The following is a 22,543-nucleotide window of genomic DNA, read 5'->3' on the forward strand; positions in this document are numbered from 1 at the left end:
CGATGAACCTGTCGCGTCCGTTTATTTCCCGCCCGGTCGCCACCACGCTGCTGGCGATCGGCATCGCGCTGTCGGGCGTCTTCGCGTTCACCAGGCTGCCGGTGGCGCCGTTGCCGCAGGTCGACTTCCCGACCATCTCGGTGCAGGCGACGCTGCCGGGCGCGAGCCCGGAGACCGTCGCGACCAGCGTCGCGAGTCCGCTCGAGCGGCACCTCGGCTCGATCGCCGACGTCACCGAGATGACGTCGCAAAGCTCGGTCGGCTCGACGCGCATCACGATGCAGTTCGGCCTGAACCGCGACATCGACGGCGCCGCGCGCGACGTGCAGGCCGCGATCAACGCGGCGCGCGCCGACCTGCCCGCGAGCCTGCGCAGCAATCCGACCTACCACAAGGTCAACCCGGCCGACGCGCCGATCCTGATTCTCGCGCTGACGTCGAATACGCGCACGCCCGGCCAGCTCTACGACTCGGCCGCCACGGTGCTGCAGCAGTCGCTGTCGCAGGTGCAGGGGGTCGGCGAAGTGGACGTGAGCGGCTCGGCGAATCCGGCGGTGCGCGTCGAGCTGATGCCGCATGCGCTGTCGCATTACGGCATCGGCCTCGAGGACGTGCGCGCGGCGCTCGCGTCGGCCAACGCGAACAGCCCGAAAGGGGCGATCGAGTTCGGCGAGAACCGCGTGCAGCTGTACACCAACGACCAGGCCACCAAGGCGTCGCAGTACAAGGATCTCGTCATCGCCTATCGCAACGGCGCGCCGGTCAAACTCTCCGACATGGGCGAGGTCGTCGATTCGGTCGAGGACCTGCGCAACCTCGGCCTCTTCAACGGCAAGCAGGCGGTGCTCGTGATCCTGTACCGGCAGCCGGGCGCCAACATCATCGAGACCGTCGACCGCGTGAAGGCGATGCTGCCCCAGCTGCACGCGTCGCTGCCCGCCGACGTCGAAATCTCCCCGACCTCGGACCGCTCGACGACGATCCGCGCGTCGCTGAAGGACACCCAGCGCACGCTCGTGATCGCGGTCGCGCTCGTTGTGATGGTCGTGTTCCTGTTCCTGCGCAACTGGCGCGCGACGCTGATTCCGAGCGTGGCCGTGCCGATCTCGATCATCGGCACGTTCGGCGCGATGTACCTGATGGGCTTCTCGCTCGACAATCTGTCGCTGATGGCGCTGACCATCGCGACCGGCTTCGTCGTCGACGACGCGATCGTCGTGCTCGAAAACATCTCGCGCCACATCGAAGACGGCGTGCCGCGCATGAAGGCCGCGTTCCTCGGCGCGCGCGAGGTCGGCTTCACGGTGATGTCGATCAGCATCTCGCTCGTCGCCGTGTTCCTGCCGATCCTGCTGATGGGCGGCATCGTCGGGCGGCTGTTCCGCGAGTTCGCGCTGACGCTGTCGCTCGCGATCGCGGTGTCGCTGATCGTCTCGCTGACACTGACGCCGATGATGTGCTCGCGCCTGCTGCGCGAGCCGCACGAGAAAAAACAGGAAAGCCGCTTCGGCCGCTGGCTCGAACGCGGCTTCACGTCGATGCAGCGCGGCTACGAGCGCACGCTCGGCTGGGCGCTGCTGCATCCGAGGCTGATCCTGCTCGTGCTGCTGCTGACCATCGGGCTGAACGTCGTGCTCTACATCATCGTGCCGAAGGGCTTCTTCCCGCAGCAGGACACCGGGCGTCTGATCGGCGGCATCCAGGCCGACCAGAGCACGTCGTTCCAGGCGATGAAGGGCAAGTTCTCGCAGATGATGGACATCGTCAGCAAGAACCCGGCGGTCGACAGCGTGGTCGGCTTCACCGGCGGCCGGCAGACCAACTCGGGCTTCATGTTCCTGTCGCTGAAGCCGAAGAGCGAACGCAAGCTGTCCGCCGACCAGGTGATCCAGCAGTTGCGCGCACCGCTCGGCGACGTGGCCGGCGCGCGCACCTTCCTGCAGGCGGTGCAAGACATCCGCGTCGGCGGCCGGCAATCGAACGCGCAGTATCAGTTCACGCTGCTCGCCGATTCGACACCCGATCTGTACAAGTGGGGGCCGAAGCTCACCGAGGCGCTGCAGGCGCGCAAGGAGCTCGCGGACGTGAACTCCGACCAGCAGCAAGGCGGTCTCGAAGCGATGGTGACGATCGACCGCGCCACCGCCGCGCGCCTCGGCATCAAGCCCGCGCAGATCGACAACACGCTGTACGACGCGTTCGGCCAGCGCCAGGTGTCGACGATCTACAACCCGCTGAACCAGTATCACGTGGTGATGGAAGTCGCGCCGCGCTACTGGCAGAGCCCGGAAATGCTGAGCCAGATTTACGTCAGCACCTCGGGCGGCAGCGCGAGCGGCGCGCAGACCACCAACGCGCCGGCCGGCACCGTGACGTCCAGGGCGACCAGCACGGGCGCAACGACGAGCGCGGCAACCGGCGGCACCGCAGCCACCACCGCGACGAGCGCGGCCAGCATCGCGGCCGACTCCGCGCGCAACCAGGCGATCAACTCGATCGCGGCGAGCGGCAAGTCGAGCGCGTCGTCGGGCTCGCCGGTGTCGACCGCGAAGGAAACGATGGTGCCGCTGTCGGCGATCGCGAGCTTCGGGCCGGGCACCACGCCGCTGTCGGTCAATCACCAGAGCCAGTTCGTCGCCTCGACGATCTCGTTCAACCTGCCGCCGGGCGTGTCGCTATCCACCGCCACGCAGGTGATCTACGACACAATGGCCGAAATCGGTATGCCCGCCACGATCCACGGCAGCTTCCAGGGCACCGCGCAGGCGTTCCAGCAGTCGATGTCCGATCAGCCGATTCTGATCCTCGCCGCGCTCGCGGCGGTGTATATCGTGCTCGGCATCCTGTACGAGAGCTACATCCACCCGCTGACGATCCTGTCGACGCTGCCGTCCGCGGGCGTCGGCGCGCTGCTCGCGCTGCTGCTGTTCAAGACCGAGTTCAGCATCATCGCGCTGATCGGCGTGATCCTGCTGATCGGCATCGTCAAGAAGAACGCGATCATGATGGTGGACTTCGCGATCGACGCGTCGCGCAAAGGGTTGTCGTCGCGCGACGCGATCTACCAGGCCTGTCTGCTGCGCTTCCGGCCGATCATGATGACCACCTTCGCCGCGATGCTAGGCGCGTTGCCGCTCGCGTTCGGCAGCGGCGAAGGCGCGGAGATGCGCGCGCCGCTCGGCATTTCGATCGTCGGCGGGCTGATCGTCAGCCAGATGCTGACGCTCTATACGACGCCGGTCGTGTATCTGTACATGGATCGCATCCGCGTGCGCTGGGAGGCGAGAAAGGCGCGCCGCACGGGTGGCGCGGCGCCGACCTCGTCATGATGTCGTGAAGGCGGCGCTCACAGCTTCTGCTCGATGGCCAGCGAAAAGATCCGCTGCCATCGGCGCGCCGCCCGCTCGTTCGACATCGGCACGAGCCACTCGCCGCGCCGTGCGTCCTTGACCTTCACGGCGAGCCGCGCCTGCGCGTCGCGGCCCTGTGCTTCGGCGCCGAGCAGATCCGCGAAGATATACGCGCCCTGCTCGTCGCCGACGCGAATCTCGCAGAGCCGCTTGGCCGCCGCGAGCCGCACCGACCCCCAACTGCCCTTCAGCTCGTGCGTCCAGTCGCCGTCGCGCACGTTCGGCGCGACTTCGCGGCGCCGCTGCCGCCAGTAAGCGAGCGCACCGGCAATCAGCAACGCAACCAGGACCGCCACGCCTTCCGCCACCGCTAGCCCGAAACTGGCCTGCAACGCAGCGAAGGCGCGTACCGCGCCGTACCCCAGCGCAACCAGCGCGATCAACGCAACGAGAATCGGCATCGCAAGCTCATCCGGTAAATGGTTTTGCCTGGCACGGGCCTGACACGAGCAATGCGCGATGCCGGCGCGGCCCCTTCACTGACCCTTGTGCGCGGCCGCCCATTCCTTGAGCGCGTTCAGCGTGTTCTCGACATGCTTGTCGGGCTGCAGGCTCGTGTATTCGTAGATGATCTTGCCGTCGGGCGAGATCACGTACGACACGCGATTCGCCATGCCGGCCTTCATCGGCATGGCCGCGTCGTATGCGTCGATCACCTTCGCGTCGGCGTCGGCCGCGACCGGGAATTTGCTGCGGCATTCGCTGATCGAGAACTTCGTCAGCGTATCGATGTTGTCGTGCGATACGCCGATCACCGTCGCGCCGTACTTTTTGTACTCGTCGACCGCATCGGCGAACTCGTGCGCCTCGATCGTGCAGCCCTTCGTGAACGCGGCCGGATAGAAGTACAGCACGACCGGCCCCTTCTTCAGCTGATCGGCGAGCGAATACGTGTAGGTCTTGCCGCCGAGCGAGGCCTCGGCAGTGAACGGCGGTGCCGTATCGCCGGGTTTCAGGGTTGCCGAGACGAGCGGCGAATGCATTGCGAATCCGAACACCATGACGGCGGCCAATACCGCCGGTATGTGTTTTGTCTTCATCTGCTCCTCCATGCGTGAGCGCACGCAGTTGATCCCGTCCATCGAACACAGCTTCGGCCGGCGTCACAGGCCGCCGCTGAACGGTCTATTGGACCACGGATGCGCACGCGGCGTCGGTCGCCGCCAGGACCACAAGCCAATCGAAAGAATGCGGCGCGCGGGCCCGGCGCATCACGCGTCCGGCTCCGCCACGTGCGCGCCGAACCACGCCGCCGCCGACAGGTTCAGCTGCGATAGCACGTCGGGCGTCAGCGCGTGGAAGCCCGCCGCCGTCGCGACCGGCGCGGCGTCGCCGCCCTCGCCCGCGACCTCGGCAATCAGCAGCAGCGCGCCCAGCTCGCCCTTGCGCGCGACGATCGCCTCGCGGATCTGCGGCGCGAGGCCGAGCTTTTCGAGCACCGCGTCCGGGGTGCTGTCGAGCACGATGTGCACCAGCGAAAAAATCCCGGTCATGAACGCGGCATCGGCGAATTCGCCGTCGGCCGGACGCAGCCAGTTCGCGGCGAGCTCCATGAAGCGCGAGCGCGTCGCGGCCAGTTGCACGAGCGGATCGGCGCGCCACGGCAGGTCGCCGGTATCCGCGTACAGCAGCAGTTGCGCCCAGCGCGCGATCTGCCGCGTGCCGGTCGCGATGATCGCCTCGCGCAGCGACGCGATGTTGCGCCCGAGGCCGAACGCGCTCGAATTGACGAGCCGCAGCAGTTGCACGACTACGCCCGGATTGACCTTCAGCTCCGCCTCGAGCTCGACGATGCCGGCGTCGCGCGAGAGCAGCGCGAGCAGCCGCAGCAGCCCCGGGCGCAGCGAGCGGTTGCGCGGCGCGGCCAGCACCTGCGGCCGCGCGAAGAAGTAGCCCTGAAACAGATCAAAGCCGAGCTCGTGCGCGAGCGCGAAGTCCTCGCGCGTTTCGACCTTCTCGGCGAGCAGCGTCTTGCCGTAGCCGCGCAAGGCCGACGCGAGCTCGGCGACCTTGCGGCGCGGCGTTTGCAGGAAGTCGATCTTGACGATGTCGGCGTACGGCAGCATCGCCTTCAGCTCGTCGGTCAGGTCGTGCACGTCGTCGAGCGCGACCTGGAAACCGGCGCAGTGCAGCTCGTCGAGCCGACGCGCGAGCGAGGCGTCGTAACGCACGGTTTCGAGGATTTCGAGCACGAAGCGCTCGGGCGGCATCAGATGGACGATGTCGCTAAAGAGCAGCGCGCGGTCGATATTGACGAAGCCGCGATGCTGGCCGAGCACGGCCGGCACGCCGATTCCGCCGATCGTGCGCGCAACCACCTGCGCGGTGGCCTGCGCGTCGTCGCTGATTTCGGCGTAGTTGTAGGTGCCGGCGCGGAACAGTAGCTCGTACGCGTGAAGCGCCCCATCGCGATCCAGAATCGGCTGGCGGCCGACGTAGACATACTGCGGGACCGCGTCCGGGTACCCGCGCTCAGAATAGCCGGCCGACGCGCCGGCGGAGACATCACGCACCTCGACGTCCCGCGGGACGGGCCGTGGGGCGCTGGCGGACCTGATGACGGAGCGTTCGAAGATGGATCATCGGTGCAAGGTTCGGAAAGTCTACGCAGCGCGACGCCATCAGCGTCGCCAAATTAAGGGAGATTCGCCGTATTAACGGCCGCGAAGCGGCGTCACTTTAACTGAATCGTCCCAGTGACGGCACCGGGCGCCTCATTACCGGATCTTTTCTCCGCGCGCAGCTAAAGATTTCCCCGCTTGCGTCGTTATCTCGTTCTGATGGGGCGGCCTGCTATTTCCCGGCCGCCCGGACCGGCGGACAAGCAGCCCAGCCCGCGGACGAACCCAGGTTGCCAGCGACGAACATGGAAGCGAACACGATCACCGCGCCCCGCCGGGGCTCCTTGCGCACGGTCATCGACCGGCTGCGGGCGTTCGGCCGGCGCGAGGACGACGACCGGCCGAGCAGCGCGAACCGCCCGCCCCCACTGGAACAGGTGGTCGGCGCGGTCGACCTGCTTGCGCACGTCGACGATGCGTTGCGCTTCATCTACGTGTCCGACGCGAGCCTGCGCTTCATCGGCTATCACCGCGAATACCTGAAAACCGCGACGCTGCCCGATCTGGTCGCCCCCGCCGACGTGCCGCGCCTCGATGCGCTGCTCAAGCAGGCGGCAGCCTCGGGCAGCGTCGAGAAAGCGACGCTCGGGCTCGTCAAGTCGCTGACCTATCCGATCACGGTCGAGTTGCGGGTCGTGCGCAGCAACCATGACGGCGTCGACGGCTACGCGATCGCCGGCTTCGACGTGTCGTCGTGGCGCGCGACCGAAGAGCGGCTGACCCAGGCGCTGCATCTGGACCGGCTGACCAGTCTGCCGAACCAGTCGGGTCTGGTGCATGCGCTGCTCGACGCACAACAGAAGGCCGACGCGCACGGCACGCCGGTCGCGCTGCTGCTGCTCGATCTCGACGACTATCAGCGGGTGAACCGCGCGCTCGGCTACGACGCCGGCGACGAGATGCTGCGCGATACGTCACGGCGCCTGTTGAACATGACGAGCCCGAACGAAACGATCGCGCGGATCGCCAGCGACGAGTTCGCGATCCTCGTGAAGCCGGCCGCGAGCCGCACCGACGCGGCCGCCGCCGCCGAAGCGCTGGCGCGGCGCCTGTTGACCGCGATCCAGCAGCCGTATGTGTTCAACGGTCAGCAGGTCCACCTGTCGGCCAGCATCGGCATCGCCCTGTACCCGGACGTGCGCCACGCCAACGACACCGGCGGCCACGACACGCACCTGCTGCGCTGGGCCGACCACGGGCTGCTGCAGGCGAAGGCCGCGGGCGGCAACACGCTCGCGTTCTACGTGCCGGACGACAACCCGGCCGACGCCGAGCGTCTGAAGCTCGAGGCCGACCTCTACGACGGCGTACGCAACGGCGAGTTTTCGCTACACTTCCAGCCGATCACGAGCAGCCGCACGCGGGGCGTGGTCGGTGTCGAGGCGTTGATCCGCTGGACGCATCCGGTGCACGGCCTCGTGCCGCCGTCGATGTTCATTCCGCTCGCGGAGTCGATCGGGCTCATCAACTTCCTCGGCAACTGGGTGATGAAGGTCGCGTGCATGCAGCTGATCCAGTGGGACGCGAAGGGCATCCCGCTGCAGTACGTGGCCGTCAACGTGTCGCCGCAGCAGTTTCGCGATCCGCGCTTCAAGGACTCGGTGCGCGAGGCGATCGAGCTGACCGGCATCGATCCGCGCCGGCTCGTGTTCGAGATCACCGAAAGTCTGCTGATGCACGACCCGGCGCACGCGAAGGGCTTGCTCGAAGACCTGACCGCGATGGGCATCCGCTTCGCCGTCGACGACTTCGGTACCGGCTATTCGAGCCTCGCGTACCTGCAGCGCTTTCCGCTCGCGAAGCTGAAGATCGACCGGAGTTTCGTCGAGAATCTGCTAACCTCGCGAAACGATCAGGCAATCGTTAGCGCTGTCGTCGGCCTTGCGCAGACGCTCGACCTCGAACTGGTTGCCGAGGGCGTCGAAACGGAAGCGCAGCGCACTCTGCTCACCGAGATGGGCTGCGATCACATTCAGGGCTGGCTCGTCTGCAAGGCGCTGCCGTCCGAAGAGCTCGCGCAGCGCTTCGAAACGCGCGAGCTTCAGCTGCACGGCGCGTAACGGGCGATGCAGACACGACGCCCAGGCAGCGGAACAAGCCGGCTCACGACCGGCACGGCATTCACTGGAACACGTATGGCTTTTGCGGGACACACATGGTAAAGGCGGCAGTGCTCGACCGGCTCTGGACGCGAATGAGCGAGCGCGGCGATTTCCCTATGCTGTCGCAATCGCTGCGCACCACCATGGCGGCAGTGACCAACGACGACCTCGACTTCACCGGCCTCGTGCAAGTGGTGCTGTCGGACTTCGCGCTCACGCAAAAGGTGCTGCGGCTCGCGAACTCGGCGATGTACATGGCGTTCGGCGGCAATATCACGACCGTATCGCGCGCGCTGATGGTGCTCGGCATGGATGCGGTCGGCCACCTAGTAGTCGGTCTGAAGATCGTCGATCACTTTCATCAAAGCGTGCCGCGCCGCATTGACGCGAAACTCGAATTGAACCGCACGCTGCTGTCGGGCTGCGTCGCGCGCAAGCTGACCGAGCGCGGCGACCTGCGCGCCGGCGAGGAAGCGGTGGTCTGCACGCTGATGCGGCAAATCGGCAAGCTGCTGGTCGTGTTCTATCTCGACGCCGAGTGGGACCAGATTCGCCGCCATATCGACGGCGGCGCACTCGAAGCCGATGCGTGCGTGCTCGTGCTCGGCGTCACCTTCGATGAAATCGGCGCCGAAGCGGCGGTGCGCTGGCGCCTTCCCGACACGATCCGCTCCGGCATGGGCGAGTTCGATCCGGAGGACGTGACGCAACCGCGCCAGGTGCAGTGGCTGCGCGCAATCACCAACTACTCGACCGCGGTCGCCGACGTGCTCACGCAGCAGAACATGCCCGAGGGCGAGCGCGAGGCACGCATCGGCGAGCTTGCGCACGAGTACGGCAGCGCGCTGAACACCGACCCCGAGGTGCTGCTGCAGATGAGCGTCGCGCTCGCGCGCGAGGATGGCGGCGACAGCGTGATGCGCGAAATCGTCGAGCTGCGCGCCAATGCCGATGCGATCGCGCGCGAGGCGCTCACGCCCGAGGCGCGCATCGAGGTCGGCGTGAAGGACTTGCGCGGCCTGCCCGAGGGCAGCCCGCTCGCGCCGGCGCTCGCGATGGCCGCCGAGACTGTGCTCGCGGCGCTCGGCTTCGCGCGCACCGTGGTCTACGTCAAACATAGCAACGGCACGTTCAGGGCGCGTCTCGGCTTCGGGCCGAAGATCGACGTGGCGCTGCCGAAGCTCGCGTTCAACACCGCGTTCGAGCCCGACGTGTTTCATCTCGCGATCGCGAACTCGGTGGGCATTTTCATCGAGAATGCGCGCGATCCGAAGATGGTCGCGCGGCTGCCCGAGTGGTTCCGGCGTTCGTTCGACGACGCGCGCGCGTTCGTGCTGCTGCCGATCATCGACGAAACCGATCAGACCGTCGCGCTGCTCTACGGCGACTGGTCGCATACGCAGGAGGCGCGCCGCATCTCACAGAAGGAGATGGGCGTGCTCAACGAACTGGCAAAGGAGTTAGGACGTTTTTTCGGCCGGGGGCAGATGCGGGAAATGGAGACGATGTGAAGACCTGGCGTGATCGCTGATCACTCCGCTTCACTTTGATTCTTTCCGTGTTTGCCCGAAAACGATTTTATGCGGGCATCCGTGGGGCTTTTACCCCACTCAATCCTCGATCCGCTCCAGCCCTTCCGCGCTGCGATCCGCGACACCGGCCCACGCGCCGGCCGCGAGACCCATCTGCGCGACCTCTTCCAGCGTCAACGGCGCAAGACGTTCGGATAGCGCGGCGACGCGCTCCCATGCGCCGCCTTCGAGCGCCTCGACCGCGCTCAGCAACAGACCCAGCCTGCCCTCGCGATGCAGGATCGCGGCCTGGATCGGCCGCGACAGCGTGAGGATATTCAGCGTTTTCTCGAGCGAGCCGCCGAACACCGCATCGACGAACGAAAACACGCCGGTCAGGAAGGCCGCGTCGGCTTCGTCGCGGCCCGCCTCGGGCATGCGCTCGATCGCGAGCTCCATGAAGCGCGCGCGCGTGGCCGCGAGTTGCAGCAGCGGATCGTCTTCGAGCGCGACCTTGCGGCCGTCGGCATAGAGCAGCAGCTGCGTCCAGCGCGCGATGCGATCGGTGCCCGTCGCGTTGATCGCGTCGCGCAGCGTCGTCACCTTGTGACCGACCGCGAGGCCGCTCGAATTCGCGAGCTTCATCAGATGCATGACGAGCACCGGATTGAGCTTCAGCTCGGCTTCGAGCTGCGCGACCGTCGGGTCGCCCGCGAGCAGTTGCAGCAGATTGAGCAGCGCGTGGCGCGGCGCGCTGACGCTGCGCGTCGACGCGCTTTGCGCCCGCGCGAAGTAATAGCCCTGGAAGCGGTCGAAGCCGAGTTCATGCACCGTTTCGAAGTCGGCCTGCGCATCGAGACCCGATGCGAGCAGCAGCTTGCCCGCCGACTTCAGCACGCTCGCGAGCTTCGACAGCAGCGCGCGCGGCGTGCGCGGGACGTCGATCTTGACGACTTCGGCGTACGGCAGCAGCTTCGCGAAAGTCTCGTCGGGCTGCGTGACGTCGTCGAGCGCGAAGCGGTAGCGACGGCCATGCAGATACACGATACGCGCGATCAGCTCGTCATCGACTTCGAGCGATGAAGGCAGCTCGAGCATGAAGCGCTCGGCGGGCAGTCTCAGGATCGCGTCGTCGAGCAGCAGCTCGCGGCTCACGTCGACGTAGGCCGGATGGCCGGTCAGCGCGCCGCGCACGTCGCTTTGCACGAGCCCGCGCACGATCGCGCGCGCGACGCGTTGCACCGGCGTAGGCGCGCGGCCCGGCAACGCGTCCGCGTCGGCATGAGGATCGGTATTGGTTCGCGGGGCGCTGAGGTCTGCGTCGGCGAGCGGCAGCTCGGGCGCTCGCACCTTGATCTCGTACCCGCACAGCATGCCGTCCCGATTCAGAATGGGCTGCCGCGCGTAGCTGGCGATGAGCGACGCGTCGTCGGTCGTGCCGCCGTGGCTCAGAGTCTCGATTGCGATGGTGGTCATTCCAGTCCCCCGCTCGGCGCCGCTGGCGCCTGGCCGCTATGTTCTGTTTTTCGCTGCACATAGGCGCGTTTCCGTGACGTTGGAAGCTCGTCGACGCGCGGCAGCGTGCGTCGCAATTTTATCGCAGCGTCATTGGGCACGAACAGGCTTACAGGGCAATATCTCGAAATATTTGTTGAACGTTTGCGACACGCGTGCAAAAAGCAAAACGGCCGCATCAGCGGCCGTTTTGCACAATTAGATGCAGCGTTACTTCAGCACGACTTTCACGTCGAAGTATTTGGCGGCGAGGCGGTCGATCGTGCCATCGGCCTTCAGCTCCTTCAACGCGCCGTTCAGCGCATCCTTGAGCGCCTTGTCGTTCTTGCGCACGCCGTAGCCTACACCCGCGCCGAGCAGCTTGTCGTCGCTCACGGCCGGACCGGCGAACTCGAAGCCCGCGCCTTGCGGCTTCTTCAGAAAGCCCTTCGATGCCGCTTCGGCGTCCTGGAACGACGCGTCGAGACGGCCCGACGCGAGGTCCGCGTAGATCTGGTCCTGAGTCTGATACGGCACGATGTCGACACCGGCCGGCGCCCAGCGCGCCTTCGCATAGGTCTCCTGGATCGTGCCCTGCAGCACGCCGACGTGCTTGCCCTTCAGCGATGCGGGCGTCGGCTGCAGAGCGCTGCCCTTCTTCGCGATCATCTGATTCGGGATCGTGTAGATCGGATCGGTGAAGTCGATCGCCTGGCGACGCTGGTCGGTGATCGTCATGTCCGAGTTGATCGCGCTGAACTTGCGCGCTTCGAGCGCCGGAATCAGACCGTCGAACGAATTCTCGACCCACACGCATCTGGCCTTCAGCTTCGCGCACACGGCATTGCCGACGTCGATGTCGAAGCCTTGCAGCTCGCCCGCGGGCGACTTCGATTCGAACGGCGCGTACGACGCCTCGACGCCGAAGCGCACTTCCTTGATCTCAGCAGCCGACACGCTGCCTGCGGTCAACGCCGCCGTCGCGAACAGCGCGAGCGCGGCCAGGTTGGGCCAATTCTTCTTCATTACGGGTGTTCCTTTACGGTGTTGACTGAAACGGAGCCGATTTCGCGCGCACAGGCGTATGACGCCTGCCGCGCTCCGGACTCGCGCGGCCGGCGTAACCGGTAGGTGCGTCAGCCGCGAAGCCCGCGATTGTACACGGAGCCTGTCTAGACAAGCCTGGGCAGCGTCTCGGCGGTGGTATCGACGACCAGCAGTCCGGCGCGCAGGCCGGCCTTGACCGCCGGGTTCGGAAACACGATGCGCTCTTCGTCGCGCTGCACCGTGTATTGATAGTCACCGTCGCGCGCGAGCAGGGTGCCCTTGGCGAGCGGCGTGAAGTTCGGCACGTCGGGCGCGAGCAGCAGCTCGAATGCGTCGCTTTGCTTGGTCAGCTGATCGACGACGGTGAACACGCGCGGCAGCGTGGCTTGCGCGTCGCCGTGTGCGTTCATTCGGGTGCCGGCCAGCAGCGCGCGCACCGCGAGATCCGCGCCCTCGAAGCGCGTCAGGTCGTTGTGGCCGAACGGCCGCACCTTGCCGAGTTCGAGCGTGCACGCATCGGCGCCGCACGCTTGCGCGGTGAAGTGCGAATAGGTGTTGCCCTTCGTCGTGTGCAGCAGCACCGCGCTGATACGCGCGTCGCCGAGCCATTCGAACATCGCCCGCGAAAAGGGCTTGCCGGTATGCGGCAACAGCGCGAAGCGCTCGAATACCGACGCGCGGATCGCTGTATGCATGTCGATATGCCAGCGCACGCCTGGCGCGTCCGCGAAAAAGCGCGTTGCGGCCTGTTCGAGCGCGGCCGCGCGCGGCGCTTCATGACTGTGCGGCAGTTGCAGATGACGGCCGCTGAACAGCCGGTTCAGATCGTCGTCGCGATAGCGGCCGCCGTCGCGCATCGCATCGATGTTGCCGAGAATCACGAGCAGCCGGCACGCGAGCGCCGCGCGGCCCTGTGCGATATCGGCGACGATGCGCGACAGCAGTTCGATCGGCGCGGTCTCGTCGCCATGCACGCCGGCCGAGACGAGCACGCTGCGCACGCCTGCATGCCGCTGTGCGGGCTCGATGACGAGCACGCCGTCGCCCTGCCACGTCCAGCGCACACCGTTCCCGCACGTGCCTTGCGCTCGATGCGCGGCAGGCCGCGAACCCGCGAGCGTCCACGCGAGAAAATCGTCGAGCATCGCGCTCGGGGCCGACATCGCGTAATCAGCGCTGGAAGTCATACAGCGAGCCCAGAGCGAGGATTTGCGTCAGCTCATCGAGCGCGGTGCGCGATTCGACCAGCAGTTGCGGATCGCTGAGATCGGCCGGTGCGAGACGATCGCGATAGTGCTTTTCGATCCACGCATCGAGACGGCCGAACAGCGTGTCGTCGATCCATACGCCCGGCGCAACCGCCGCGCGCTCGGTGTCGTCGAGTACGACGCGCAGACGCAGACAAGCCGGACCGCCCCCGTTCTTCATGCTCTCGCGCAGATCGAACACGAGCACTTCGTCGATCGGACCGCTGTGCGAAGTCAGCTCATCCAGATACGCGGCGACGCGCGGATTTTCGCGGCACTCCTGCGGCACGACCAGCACCTGCTTGCCATCGGGCCGAGTCAGCAGCTGGCTGTTGAACAGATACGACGTCACCGCATCGGCGACGCTGACCTGCGCGTCGGGCACTTCGATCACGTTGAAGCCCGCGTGAAGGTTCGCGAGCTTCGAGCGCAGCTCGTCGTACACCGCTTGCTGATCGACGAACGCGAGCTGATGGCAGAACAGTGTGTTGCGATTGCCGACCGCGATCACGTCGTTATGAAACACGCCCGCGTCGATCACTTCGGGGTTCTGCTGTGCATACACGGTCGCCGCTTCCTGCAAGCCATGACGATGCGCAACCGCGCGGCTCGCCTCGAACGTCTGGCGCGCCGGATAGCGCTTCGGCTCCGGCCCACGACGATACTCGCTGCGGCCGTACACGAAGAATTCGACGCCGCGCGCCTTGTACTGCTCGCAAAAGCGCGTGTGATTCGCCGCGCCTTCGTCGCCGAGCGCGGGCGTGCCGGGCAGCGCCTCGTGCACGACGAAGCGGTCGGTGTCGCTGAACATCGCCCGCAACGTGCGGCGCGTCGATTCATGCTCGATCGCGCGATGCAGCTTGCTGCACAGATTGGCCGGCGTGAAATGCACGCGGCCGTCGTGCGTATCCGCGGACGGGCTCACCGTCGCGGCGTTCGCGGTCCACATCGCCGAGGCCGAACTCGCCGCCGCGAGCAGCTCGGGCGCGTTCTTCGCGACGCGCGCGATCACCGAAGCGTCGTCGCCGGAAAAACCGAGCTCGCGCAACAGCCGCATCGACGGACGCTCTTGCGGCGGCAGCACGCCCTGATGAAAGCCGAGGTCCGCGAGCTGCTTCATCTTGCGCAGACCCTGGCGCGCCGCGGCCTTCGGATTCGCGACCGACTTCTCGTTGCTCTGCGACGCGACGTTGCCGAACGACAAGCCCGCGTAGTTGTGAGTCGGGCCGACCAGGCCGTCGAAATTGGCTTCAGTGGCTTGCAGCATCGTCGATCCTTAGAATTGAAGGCCCGGCGAGACGCTCGCGGGCATGTTCAGTTGCGCGCTTTCGACAGAGGCCATCGGGTACGCGCAGTAATCGGCCGCATAGTACGCGCTCGGCCGATGATTGCCCGAGCGGCCCGGCCCGCCGAACGGCGCGCCCGACGAAGCGCCATTGGTCGGCCGGTTCCAGTTGACGATGCCCGCGCGAATCGTGCGCTGGAAATGCGTCCACAGCGCTTCGTCGTCGGCGAGCAGGCCCGCGGACAGACCGAACTCCGTGTCGTTCGCCTGTTCGAGCGCATCGTCGAAGTTGCGGTAGCGGATGATCTGCGCGAGCGGGCCGAAGTGCTCCTCGTCGGGCAGGTCCTTCACGCCGGTCACGTCGAGAATCGCGGGCGTGACGAAGCCGAGTTGCGGATCGCGCTGCTCCATCTTCAACAGCGCCTTCGCGCCGCTCGCGAGCAGACGTTCCTGCGCGCTGATCAAACGCGAGGCCGCGCGCGCCGACACCACCGCGCCCATGAACGGCTGCGGCTCGGCGTTGTATTCGCCGACGCCGATGCGCGCGGTCACCTCCGTCAGGCGCGCGAGAAAACGCTCGCCGAACGCATCGTCGGGCACGAAGATGCGGCGCGCGCACGTGCAACGCTGCCCCGCCGACAGAAACGCCGATTGGATCGTGTGATGCACGGCGGCGTCGAGGTCCGCGACCGGGCCGATCACGAGCGGGTTGTTGCCGCCCATTTCGAGCGCGAGCACGATCTCCGGCCGGCCGCCGAACTGTTTGTGCAGCAATGTTCCTGTATCCGAACTACCGGTAAAGAACAGTCCGTCGATCTGACGGTGATTCGCGAGCGCGACGCCGGTGTCCTTCTCACCCTGCACCAGATTCAGCACGCCGGCGGGCAGCCCCGCATCGCACCAGATCTGCGCGGTGAGCGCCGCGACGCCGGGCGCCAGTTCGGACGGCTTGAACACGACCGCGTTACCGGCGATCAGCGCGGGCACGATATGCCCGTTCGGCAGATGGCCCGGAAAGTTATACGGGCCGAACACCGCGACCACGCCATGCGGACGATGCCGCAGCACCGCGGTGCCATCGGCCATCGCCGAGCGCTTTTCGCCGGTGCGCTCGTTGTACGACTGGATCGAGATCTCGATCTTCGCGGCCATCGACGCCGCTTCGGTGCGCGCTTCCCACAGCGGTTTGCCGGTCTCGCGGCCGATCGCTTCGGCGAGTGCTTCCTTGCGCTCGGTCACGAGCGCGGCGAAGCGGCGCACCACTGCGCAGCGCTCGTCGAGCGTCAGTGCCGACCATGCGGCGAATGCGCGGCGCGCGCTGCGTACCGCGCGATCGACGTCGTCCGCCGATGCGCTATTGCCTTGCCACACCACCGCGCCCGTGCCGGGATTGTGCGACGCGAACACGGGTCCTGTGCCGGCGACCCACTCACCGGCGATGAAAAGCTCGCTCATGATCATCCTTGTTTGTGTTTCACCGGCAGCACCCGCAGCGGATCGCCTGCCTTTACCCGAAGCGCGTCGGCTTCGGCCGCGCTGAGGCGGAACACGCCGTTGCGCGCCACGCCCGCCACGACCCCGACGCGAAAATCGCCGAGCGACGTATTCGATACCATCGACTTCAGTCCGTCTTGCGCGGCCGGCTCCGCTGCGTCGCCGATCTCGGCCGCGACCAGCACGCTCTCGCGCACGGTGCGCAAATCGGCGATATGGCATTCGAGCACCGGACCCGCATCGAAAATATCGACGTGGTTCTCGTAGCGCAGCCCTTCGGCTTCGAGCATGCGGCGCGCGGGGATCGTGTCGCTATGCGTGAGGCCGACGCAGCGCTGTGCTTCTTCCGGCAACAGCTCGACGTACACCGGATAGCGCGGCATCAGCTCGGCGAGAAACGCCTTGCGGCCGTGCGAGCTCAGATAGTCGGCGGCGTTGAAATCGATCTGGTAAAAGTGCGAGCCGACCGCGCGCCAGAACGGCGACGTGCCCTGCTCGTCGAAATGGCCGCGCAGCTCCGCGCAAAGACGCTGCGGAAAGCGCTCGCGGAACTGCGCGAGAAACATGAAGCGCGAACGCGACAGTAAGCCACCGACGCCGCTCGTGCGATAACGCGGGCTCAGGAACAGCGAGCACACTTCCGCATAACCGGTGAGGTCGTGCGAGATGTTCAGCGCGTGCATGCGGGTCCAGATGCCGAGATCCTGGCTCGCGTGCACGACCGTGCTCACGCGATAGTTGTAGAACGGCTGCTGCAGCCCCACCTCTGCTTCGATCCCGCAGACACCGGCCACGTCGCCAGTCGTGGTGTCTTCCATCACGAAGAAATAGCCGGCCTCGTGCGGCTCGGCCCGATCTTCCATCGTGCGGCGCGCGCGTTCGACACGCGCTGCGAGCGCATCGCGATCCGGCTTGAACGTGGTCAGGCCCGGCCCGGTTTCCTGCGCGAGCCGCATCAGCGCATCCACATCGCCTCGTTGCACTACGCGAACGACGATCATTGCGCGTCTCCCGATTGTTCATCCTGCGGCTGATGCAGCGGCACGCACCGCACCGTATCGCCTTCGCGCACCCCGAGCGCGGCGAGCGCCGCCTGCGACAACACGGCGCCCGACTCCTTGCCGGGCGCGAGCTCGCCGAGCACGCAACGGAACTCGCCGTCGGCGCCGTTGTGCGCGATCAGGTAGGTTGCACCGTGCGGCGCCGGTGCCTCGCGCACGACGCGCGTTTCGTTGTGCTTCACGCTGACGCTGCGATCCATCTGCGCGGTCAGCACCGGACCCGCGTCGAAGATATCGACGTAGCGATCGGTCTCGAAGCCTTCCTCGAGATGAATCTCGTACGCGAGCAGCGCGTTCGCATCCGGCTCGCCGAGCACGCGCTGCGCCGCTTCGGGCAGCAGCGGCACATACACCGGATAGGTCGGCATCACTTCGGCGATGAAGGTGCGGCTGCGGCCGCCCGATTCGACTTCGATGTCCGCGAAATTGCGGCCGAAGAACTTGCGGCCCACCGCTTCCCAGAACGGCGACATGCCGTTTTCGTCGGTGACGCCGAGCAGCAGCGAGAACACTTCGGGCGTGAAGCGCTTGCGATTCGCGGCGATATACATCATCCGCGCGCGCGACATCAGTTGCGCGCCTGCGTCGCCGCGCAGCGACGGGTCGATGTAGTAGCCCGCGAGCCGGCTCTTGCCGGTCAGCTCGTGCGACATCGTCAGTGCGTGAATCTTGCGATTCACGTGCAACTCACGTGACGCATGAATCAGCGCGTCGTTGCGAAACACGTAGAACGGGTCCGCGTAACCGGCGGCCGCGACGATGCTCGCGGTGCCCATCAGCTTGCCGGTGTCCGAATCTTCGAGCACGAACAGATAGAACTCTTCGCCCGGAAAATCGACTTCCGCGCGAAATGAGTCTTCGGACAACGCGACGCGCGCTTCGAGCGCGCGCCGGTCGTGCGGCAGGGAATGCAGCACCGGTTGCGCGGTGCGCGCCATATGCTCGAGCGCATCGAGATCGGCAAGGCGGGCGGGACGTACGAAGTACATCATCGTTCCTGTTGAATGTGACGCATGAATCGCCGCATCGGCGTGGGCAGGCGTGGAGGATTGCACGGTCTGAACATCAACGCGACGCCGCCTGCGCATTCGCGCCGACGAGTTCGCCGAACGCCTTGTCGAGACGCGCGAAGCCTTCGGCCATGTCGTCGAGCGGCATGATCAGCGACGGCACGAAGCGCAGCACGTCCGGGCCCGCCATCAGCATGATCACGCCGTGCTGGCCGGCCGCGGTGACGAAGTCCTTCGCGCGGCCCCGATACGCGTCGTTCAGTTCGGCGCCAATCAGCAGACCCTTGCCGCGCACTTCGCTGAAAAGCCCTAACCGCTCATTCAACTTCGCGAGATGGCCTTTCAGCACTTCGCTGCGCGAGCGCACGCCTTCGAGCAGCTTCGGGTCGCTGACGAGCTCGACCACTTTTTCCGCGATCGCCGAGCCGAGCGGATTGCCGCCGTAGGTCGTGCCGTGCACGCCGACCTTGAAGTGCGCGGCGAGCTCTCTGGTGGTCAGCATCGCGCCGATCGGAAAGCCGTTGCCGAGCGCCTTCGCGGTGGTCAGGATGTCGGGTGTCACACCGGTGTCCTGGTACGCGTAGAAGTAGCCGCTGCGGCCCACGCCGGTTTGCACTTCGTCGAAAATCAGCACGGCGTTGTGCTGATCGCACGCTTCGCGCAGTGCTTTGAGGAACGCCGGATCGGCCGGGATCACGCCGCCCTCGCCCTGGATCGGCTCGACGATCACCGCGCAGGTCTGCGCGCCGATCGCCTTCTTCGCCGCTGCGATGTCGTTGTACGGCAGATGCTTGATGCCGGCGGGCACGGGGCCGAAGCCTTCCGAATACTTCGGTTGGCCGCCGACGCTGACGGTGAACAGCGTGCGGCCGTGGAACGACTGCGTAAACGAAATGATTTCGTCTTTCTGCGCGCCGTGACGGTCGAACGCGACGCGGCGCGCGAGCTTCAGCGCGGCCTCGTTCGCTTCGGCCCCCGAGTTCGCGAAGAACGCGCGGTCGGCGAACGTGAGGCTTTCGAGGCGCTTCGCGAGACGCAGCACCGGCTCATTCGTGTAGCCATTGCCGATGTGCCACAGCTTGCTGCCCTGCTCATGCAGTACCTTCAGCAGCTCCGGATGCGCATGACCGAGCGCGGTGACGGCGATGCCGCCGGCGAAGTCGATATAGTCGCGGCCTTGCGTGTCCCACACGCGCGAGCCGAGACCGCGATCCGGTACGAAGGCGGCGGGGGCAAACACCGGCACCATGACTTCGTCGAAGGTCTGGCGTGTCACAGTCAGGTCGTTCATGGCTAATCCTTTTACGGGTGACAGGTAATACAGCTAGTGTAGGAAACCGTGCGCGGCGCGTCTTGCGCATACGCGACGCTTTCTATGAGGTTCCACGCGTCGTCGCGCCACGGCGGGTACTGCGGGTACTGTTCGTGCAGGTGTTTCGTTCTTACTGTGTGAGCGGTTCGTGTCGGGTTCGTGTCGCTCGTGTCGGACTTCGGCGGTGCGGCCGCGCCGCCCGCGCCGGACATGCCCCTGCTCCGCTTTCAGACGGCTTCCAGCTTGCGCACGAGCTATGCCCGACTGCGCGCGCCGCTGTGCATCAATCGAGCTCGGGCCGCTCGATCAGCGCGGCCGGCCGGGGCTCGCTCGCGCCGCCGTGCGCACCGGTCTGCCGCTCGATCCAGTTGCGGCGATCCTCGCGCGGCGTGACGCCGAAGTGCTCCCGATACGCATTCGAAAAATGCGCCGCCGACGAAAACCCGCACGCGAGGCTGATCTGCACGACCGATTTGCTGGTGCGCTGCAACTGCGTGCGCGCCTTCGACAGCCGCAGCCCCAGATAGTATTTGGAGGGCATCGAGCCGAGATACTGGCGAAACAGGCGTTCGAGCTGCCGCCGCGAGACGCCGACGAGGCCGGCGATTTCATCGGTGGTCAGCGGGTCCTCGATATTGGCTTCCATCAGCAGCAGCGCGTCGTTCAGGCGCGGATGACGCTCGCCCGGCGCAGTCACGAACGGAATGCGCTGACGCTCCTCGCCGGCGCGCAGCACACCGACGCCGAGCGTATCGGCGATGCGCTCCGCGAGTTCGGGCCCGTGCTCGCGGCCGATCATCGCGAGCATGAAGTCGACGGTCGCCTGACCGCCCGCGCAGGTCGCGCGATCGCGGTCGATTTCGAAGATCTGCTGCGTGACGATCGAGCGTTCGAACTGTTCGGAGAACTGCTGATAGGTTTCCCAGTTCACGCTGACGCGATAGCCGGACAACTGCCCCGCCATCGCGAGCCACCACACGCCGTGGTGGATGCCGGTGACAAGCGGCGTGCGTTGGCCGACGCGCGCGAGGCTCGCGAGAAACAACCGATAGTCGGCGAACTGCTGGAACCGCTCGCTGACGATGATCAGCCAGTCGCACGCGATCGCGTCGCCGAACGCGGCGTCGGCCGGCCATTGCGCGCCGCCCGACAGCGGCACCGCGCGGCCGTCCCACGAACAGACCTGCACGCGATACAGCGCGCGGCCGTCGATTTCATTGGCGAGATTGAGCGCGTCGACGATCGGCCCGACGCCCGACATCGACACGGGCGGCAATGCGACGATCGCGACCTGGGTCGTGCGAGCCGGGCTGGACGTGCGGGCCATCGGGTGTCCGTGAAAAGCGGGCCGCGCGTTACTTCAGGCTGCCGGACAGGAACTGCTTCAGGCGCTCGCTGCGCGGCGCGCTCAGCACCTCGGCCGGATTGCCCTCTTCCTCGGTGCGGCCCTGGTGCAGGAACATCACATGGTTCGACACATTGCGCGCAAAGCCCATTTCGTGCGTGACGACGATCATCGTGCGACCTTCCTCGGCGAGCTTCTGCATCACCTTCAGCACTTCGCCGACGAGTTCGGGGTCGAGCGCGGAAGTCGGTTCGTCGAACAGCATCACGTCGGGATGCATCGCGAGCGCCCGCGCAATCGCCACCCGCTGCTGCTGGCCGCCCGACAGATGCGACGGATACTGCTTCTCCAGACGCGGCGCGAGACCGACCTTCTCCAGATATTCGCGCGCACGGTCCTCGGCTTCCTTGCGCTTCAGACCGAGTACATGAATCGGCGCCTCGATGATGTTCTCGAGCACGTTCATGTGCGACCACAGATTGAAGTGCTGGAACACCATCGCAAGCTTCGTGCGGATGCGCTGCAACTGTTTGTGATCGGCGACTTCGAGATTGCCGGCGCGATCGGTCTTCGTCTTCACCGCCTCGCCATCGACGATGATCTGCCCGGCGTTCGGCCGCTCGAGAAAATTGATGCAACGCAGGAAGGTGCTCTTGCCCGAGCCGCTCGCGCCGATGATGCTGATCACGTCGCCCTTGTTTGCGTTCAGCGACACGCCCTTGAGCACTTCGTTGTCGCCGTAGCGCTTGTGGATGTCCTGTACGGCGAGCTTGCAAGCTTCGGTTTGAGTGGTATGGAGCAAGATGCTCTCCCAGTGAAGATACGGATCGGTCTGATGCGGACGCCGCGGTGCTCAAGCGCGCGGCGTCCGCTGCAATGTCAACGCGCGCTCAATGCGTGCGCACCGCGAGATGCGCGAGCCAGCGGCGCTCGGCGCGCCGGAACAACGCAACCAGCGCAAACGACACCACGAGGTAAATTAACGCCGCGAGCCCGAACGCGTTGAACGACTGGTAGGTCGCCGAGTTCACATCGCGCGCGACCTTCAGGATGTCGGGCACCGTGGCCGTGAACGCGACCGTGGTTGCGTGCAGCATCAGGATCACTTCGTTACTGTACAACGGCAACGCGCGACGCAGCGCGGACGGTATCACAATGCGCCGGTACATCGTGAACCAGCTCATGCCATAGGCGCGCGCCGCCTCGACTTCGCCGTGCGAGGTCGAGCGGATCGCGCCGGCGAAAATCTCGGTCGTGTACGCGCAGGTGTTCAATGCGAACGCGAGGATCGCGCAGTGAAAGCCGCTGCGAAAGAACGCGTCGAGCAGGCTGTGCGAGCGCACGAACGCGAGGCTGTACACGCCGGTGTAGATCAACAGCAGCTGCACGTAGAGCGGCGTGCCGCGAAACACGTAGGTGTACAGACGTACCGGCGTCGACAGCCAGCGCTTCTTCGACACGCGCGCGACCGCGAGCGGCACCGCGCACACGAAGCCGATCGCAATCGACGCGACCAGCAGCCACAGCGTGACCGCCAGACCCGACAGACGCTGCCCATCCCAGAACAGATACGCCTTCCAGAATTGATTGATGATGTCGATCAT

The 22,543-nt window shown here is 66.2% G+C and carries 17 protein-coding genes; 3 read left to right on the top strand and 14 right to left on the bottom strand.

All coding sequences use genetic code 11. The features are described from left to right. The first annotated feature begins 2 nt into the window (after positions 1–2). Positions 3–3,329 carry an efflux RND transporter permease subunit gene (locus tag ACLFKU_RS10180; RefSeq protein WP_410848984.1) on the top strand — a complete coding sequence of 1,109 codons (3,327 nt, stop codon included), beginning with the start codon at positions 3–5 and terminating at the stop codon, positions 3,327–3,329. A gap of 17 nt (positions 3,330–3,346) precedes the next feature. Here ACLFKU_RS10180 and ACLFKU_RS10185 read toward each other — a convergent pair whose 3' ends face one another. The 3 genes from ACLFKU_RS10185 to ACLFKU_RS10195 form a co-directional block, all read right to left on the bottom strand. Beyond that, positions 3,347–3,811: a hypothetical protein gene (locus ACLFKU_RS10185; RefSeq protein WP_410848985.1), complete on the bottom strand. Its 465-nt coding sequence runs from the start codon at positions 3,809–3,811 to the stop codon at positions 3,347–3,349. A gap of 75 nt (positions 3,812–3,886) precedes the next feature. Continuing rightward, a complete protein-coding gene (locus tag ACLFKU_RS10190; protein ID WP_410848986.1) occupies positions 3,887–4,450 on the bottom strand; it encodes a peroxiredoxin in 564 nt (187 codons plus the stop codon). A 171-nt stretch (positions 4,451–4,621) separates the two neighbouring features. Beyond that, positions 4,622–5,923 (bottom strand): EAL and HDOD domain-containing protein, encoded by a 1,302-nt coding sequence (locus tag ACLFKU_RS10195; protein WP_368585575.1) that lies wholly within the window; start codon positions 5,921–5,923, stop codon positions 4,622–4,624. Between the two features lie 353 nt (positions 5,924–6,276). Here ACLFKU_RS10195 and ACLFKU_RS10200 point away from each other — a divergent pair, with 353 nt between their 5' ends. Further along, complete coding sequence (locus tag ACLFKU_RS10200) at positions 6,277–8,091, top strand: putative bifunctional diguanylate cyclase/phosphodiesterase (RefSeq protein ID WP_410849079.1); 1,815 nt, start codon at positions 6,277–6,279, stop codon at positions 8,089–8,091. A 95-nt stretch (positions 8,092–8,186) separates the two neighbouring features. Then, positions 8,187–9,644 (top strand): HDOD domain-containing protein, encoded by a 1,458-nt coding sequence (locus ACLFKU_RS10205; protein WP_368585573.1) that lies wholly within the window; start codon positions 8,187–8,189, stop codon positions 9,642–9,644. A 99-nt stretch (positions 9,645–9,743) separates the two neighbouring features. Here the strand turns inward: ACLFKU_RS10205 and ACLFKU_RS10210 are convergent, their stop codons facing one another. The 11 genes from ACLFKU_RS10210 to ACLFKU_RS10260 form a co-directional block, all read right to left on the bottom strand. Then, positions 9,744–11,120 carry an EAL and HDOD domain-containing protein gene (locus tag ACLFKU_RS10210; RefSeq protein WP_410848987.1) on the bottom strand — a complete coding sequence of 459 codons (1,377 nt, stop codon included), beginning with the start codon at positions 11,118–11,120 and terminating at the stop codon, positions 9,744–9,746. Between the two features lie 249 nt (positions 11,121–11,369). Continuing rightward, positions 11,370–12,164 (bottom strand): ABC transporter substrate-binding protein, encoded by a 795-nt coding sequence (locus ACLFKU_RS10215; RefSeq protein WP_410848988.1) that lies wholly within the window; start codon positions 12,162–12,164, stop codon positions 11,370–11,372. A gap of 146 nt (positions 12,165–12,310) precedes the next feature. After that, entirely contained in the window at positions 12,311–13,372 is a 1,062-nt protein-coding gene (gene astE, locus ACLFKU_RS10220; RefSeq protein ID WP_410848989.1) for a succinylglutamate desuccinylase, read from the bottom strand. Then, entirely contained in the window at positions 13,356–14,696 is a 1,341-nt protein-coding gene (gene astB, locus ACLFKU_RS10225; protein WP_410849080.1) for an N-succinylarginine dihydrolase, read from the bottom strand. The genes astE and astB overlap by 17 nt, the downstream gene beginning before the upstream one ends. A gap of 12 nt (positions 14,697–14,708) precedes the next feature. Further along, positions 14,709–16,172: a succinylglutamate-semialdehyde dehydrogenase gene (gene astD / locus ACLFKU_RS10230; RefSeq protein WP_410848990.1), complete on the bottom strand. Its 1,464-nt coding sequence runs from the start codon at positions 16,170–16,172 to the stop codon at positions 14,709–14,711. A 2-nt stretch (positions 16,173–16,174) separates the two neighbouring features. After that, on the bottom strand, positions 16,175–17,212 hold the full coding sequence (gene astA, locus ACLFKU_RS10235; protein WP_410848991.1) for an arginine N-succinyltransferase: 1,038 nt from the start codon (positions 17,210–17,212) through the stop codon (positions 16,175–16,177). Beyond that, positions 17,209–18,261, bottom strand: coding sequence for an arginine/ornithine succinyltransferase subunit alpha (aruF, locus tag ACLFKU_RS10240; RefSeq protein ID WP_410848992.1), 1,053 nt, complete (start codon positions 18,259–18,261; stop codon positions 17,209–17,211). The genes astA and aruF overlap by 4 nt, the downstream gene beginning before the upstream one ends. 76 nt (positions 18,262–18,337) lie before the next feature. Further along, positions 18,338–19,573: an aspartate aminotransferase family protein gene (locus ACLFKU_RS10245; RefSeq protein WP_410848993.1), complete on the bottom strand. Its 1,236-nt coding sequence runs from the start codon at positions 19,571–19,573 to the stop codon at positions 18,338–18,340. A 304-nt stretch (positions 19,574–19,877) separates the two neighbouring features. After that, positions 19,878–20,921 carry a GlxA family transcriptional regulator gene (locus tag ACLFKU_RS10250; protein WP_410848994.1) on the bottom strand — a complete coding sequence of 348 codons (1,044 nt, stop codon included), beginning with the start codon at positions 20,919–20,921 and terminating at the stop codon, positions 19,878–19,880. Positions 20,922–20,949: 28 nt separating this feature from the next. Further along, positions 20,950–21,741 carry an ABC transporter ATP-binding protein gene (locus ACLFKU_RS10255; RefSeq protein WP_176120081.1) on the bottom strand — a complete coding sequence of 264 codons (792 nt, stop codon included), beginning with the start codon at positions 21,739–21,741 and terminating at the stop codon, positions 20,950–20,952. 88 nt (positions 21,742–21,829) lie between these two features. Next, a complete protein-coding gene (locus ACLFKU_RS10260; protein WP_368585566.1) occupies positions 21,830–22,543 on the bottom strand; it encodes an ABC transporter permease in 714 nt (237 codons plus the stop codon).

It is taken from the genome of Paraburkholderia sp. EG304 (genome assembly GCF_046543485.1).
Lineage (GTDB): Bacteria > Pseudomonadota > Gammaproteobacteria > Burkholderiales > Burkholderiaceae > Paraburkholderia > Paraburkholderia youngii.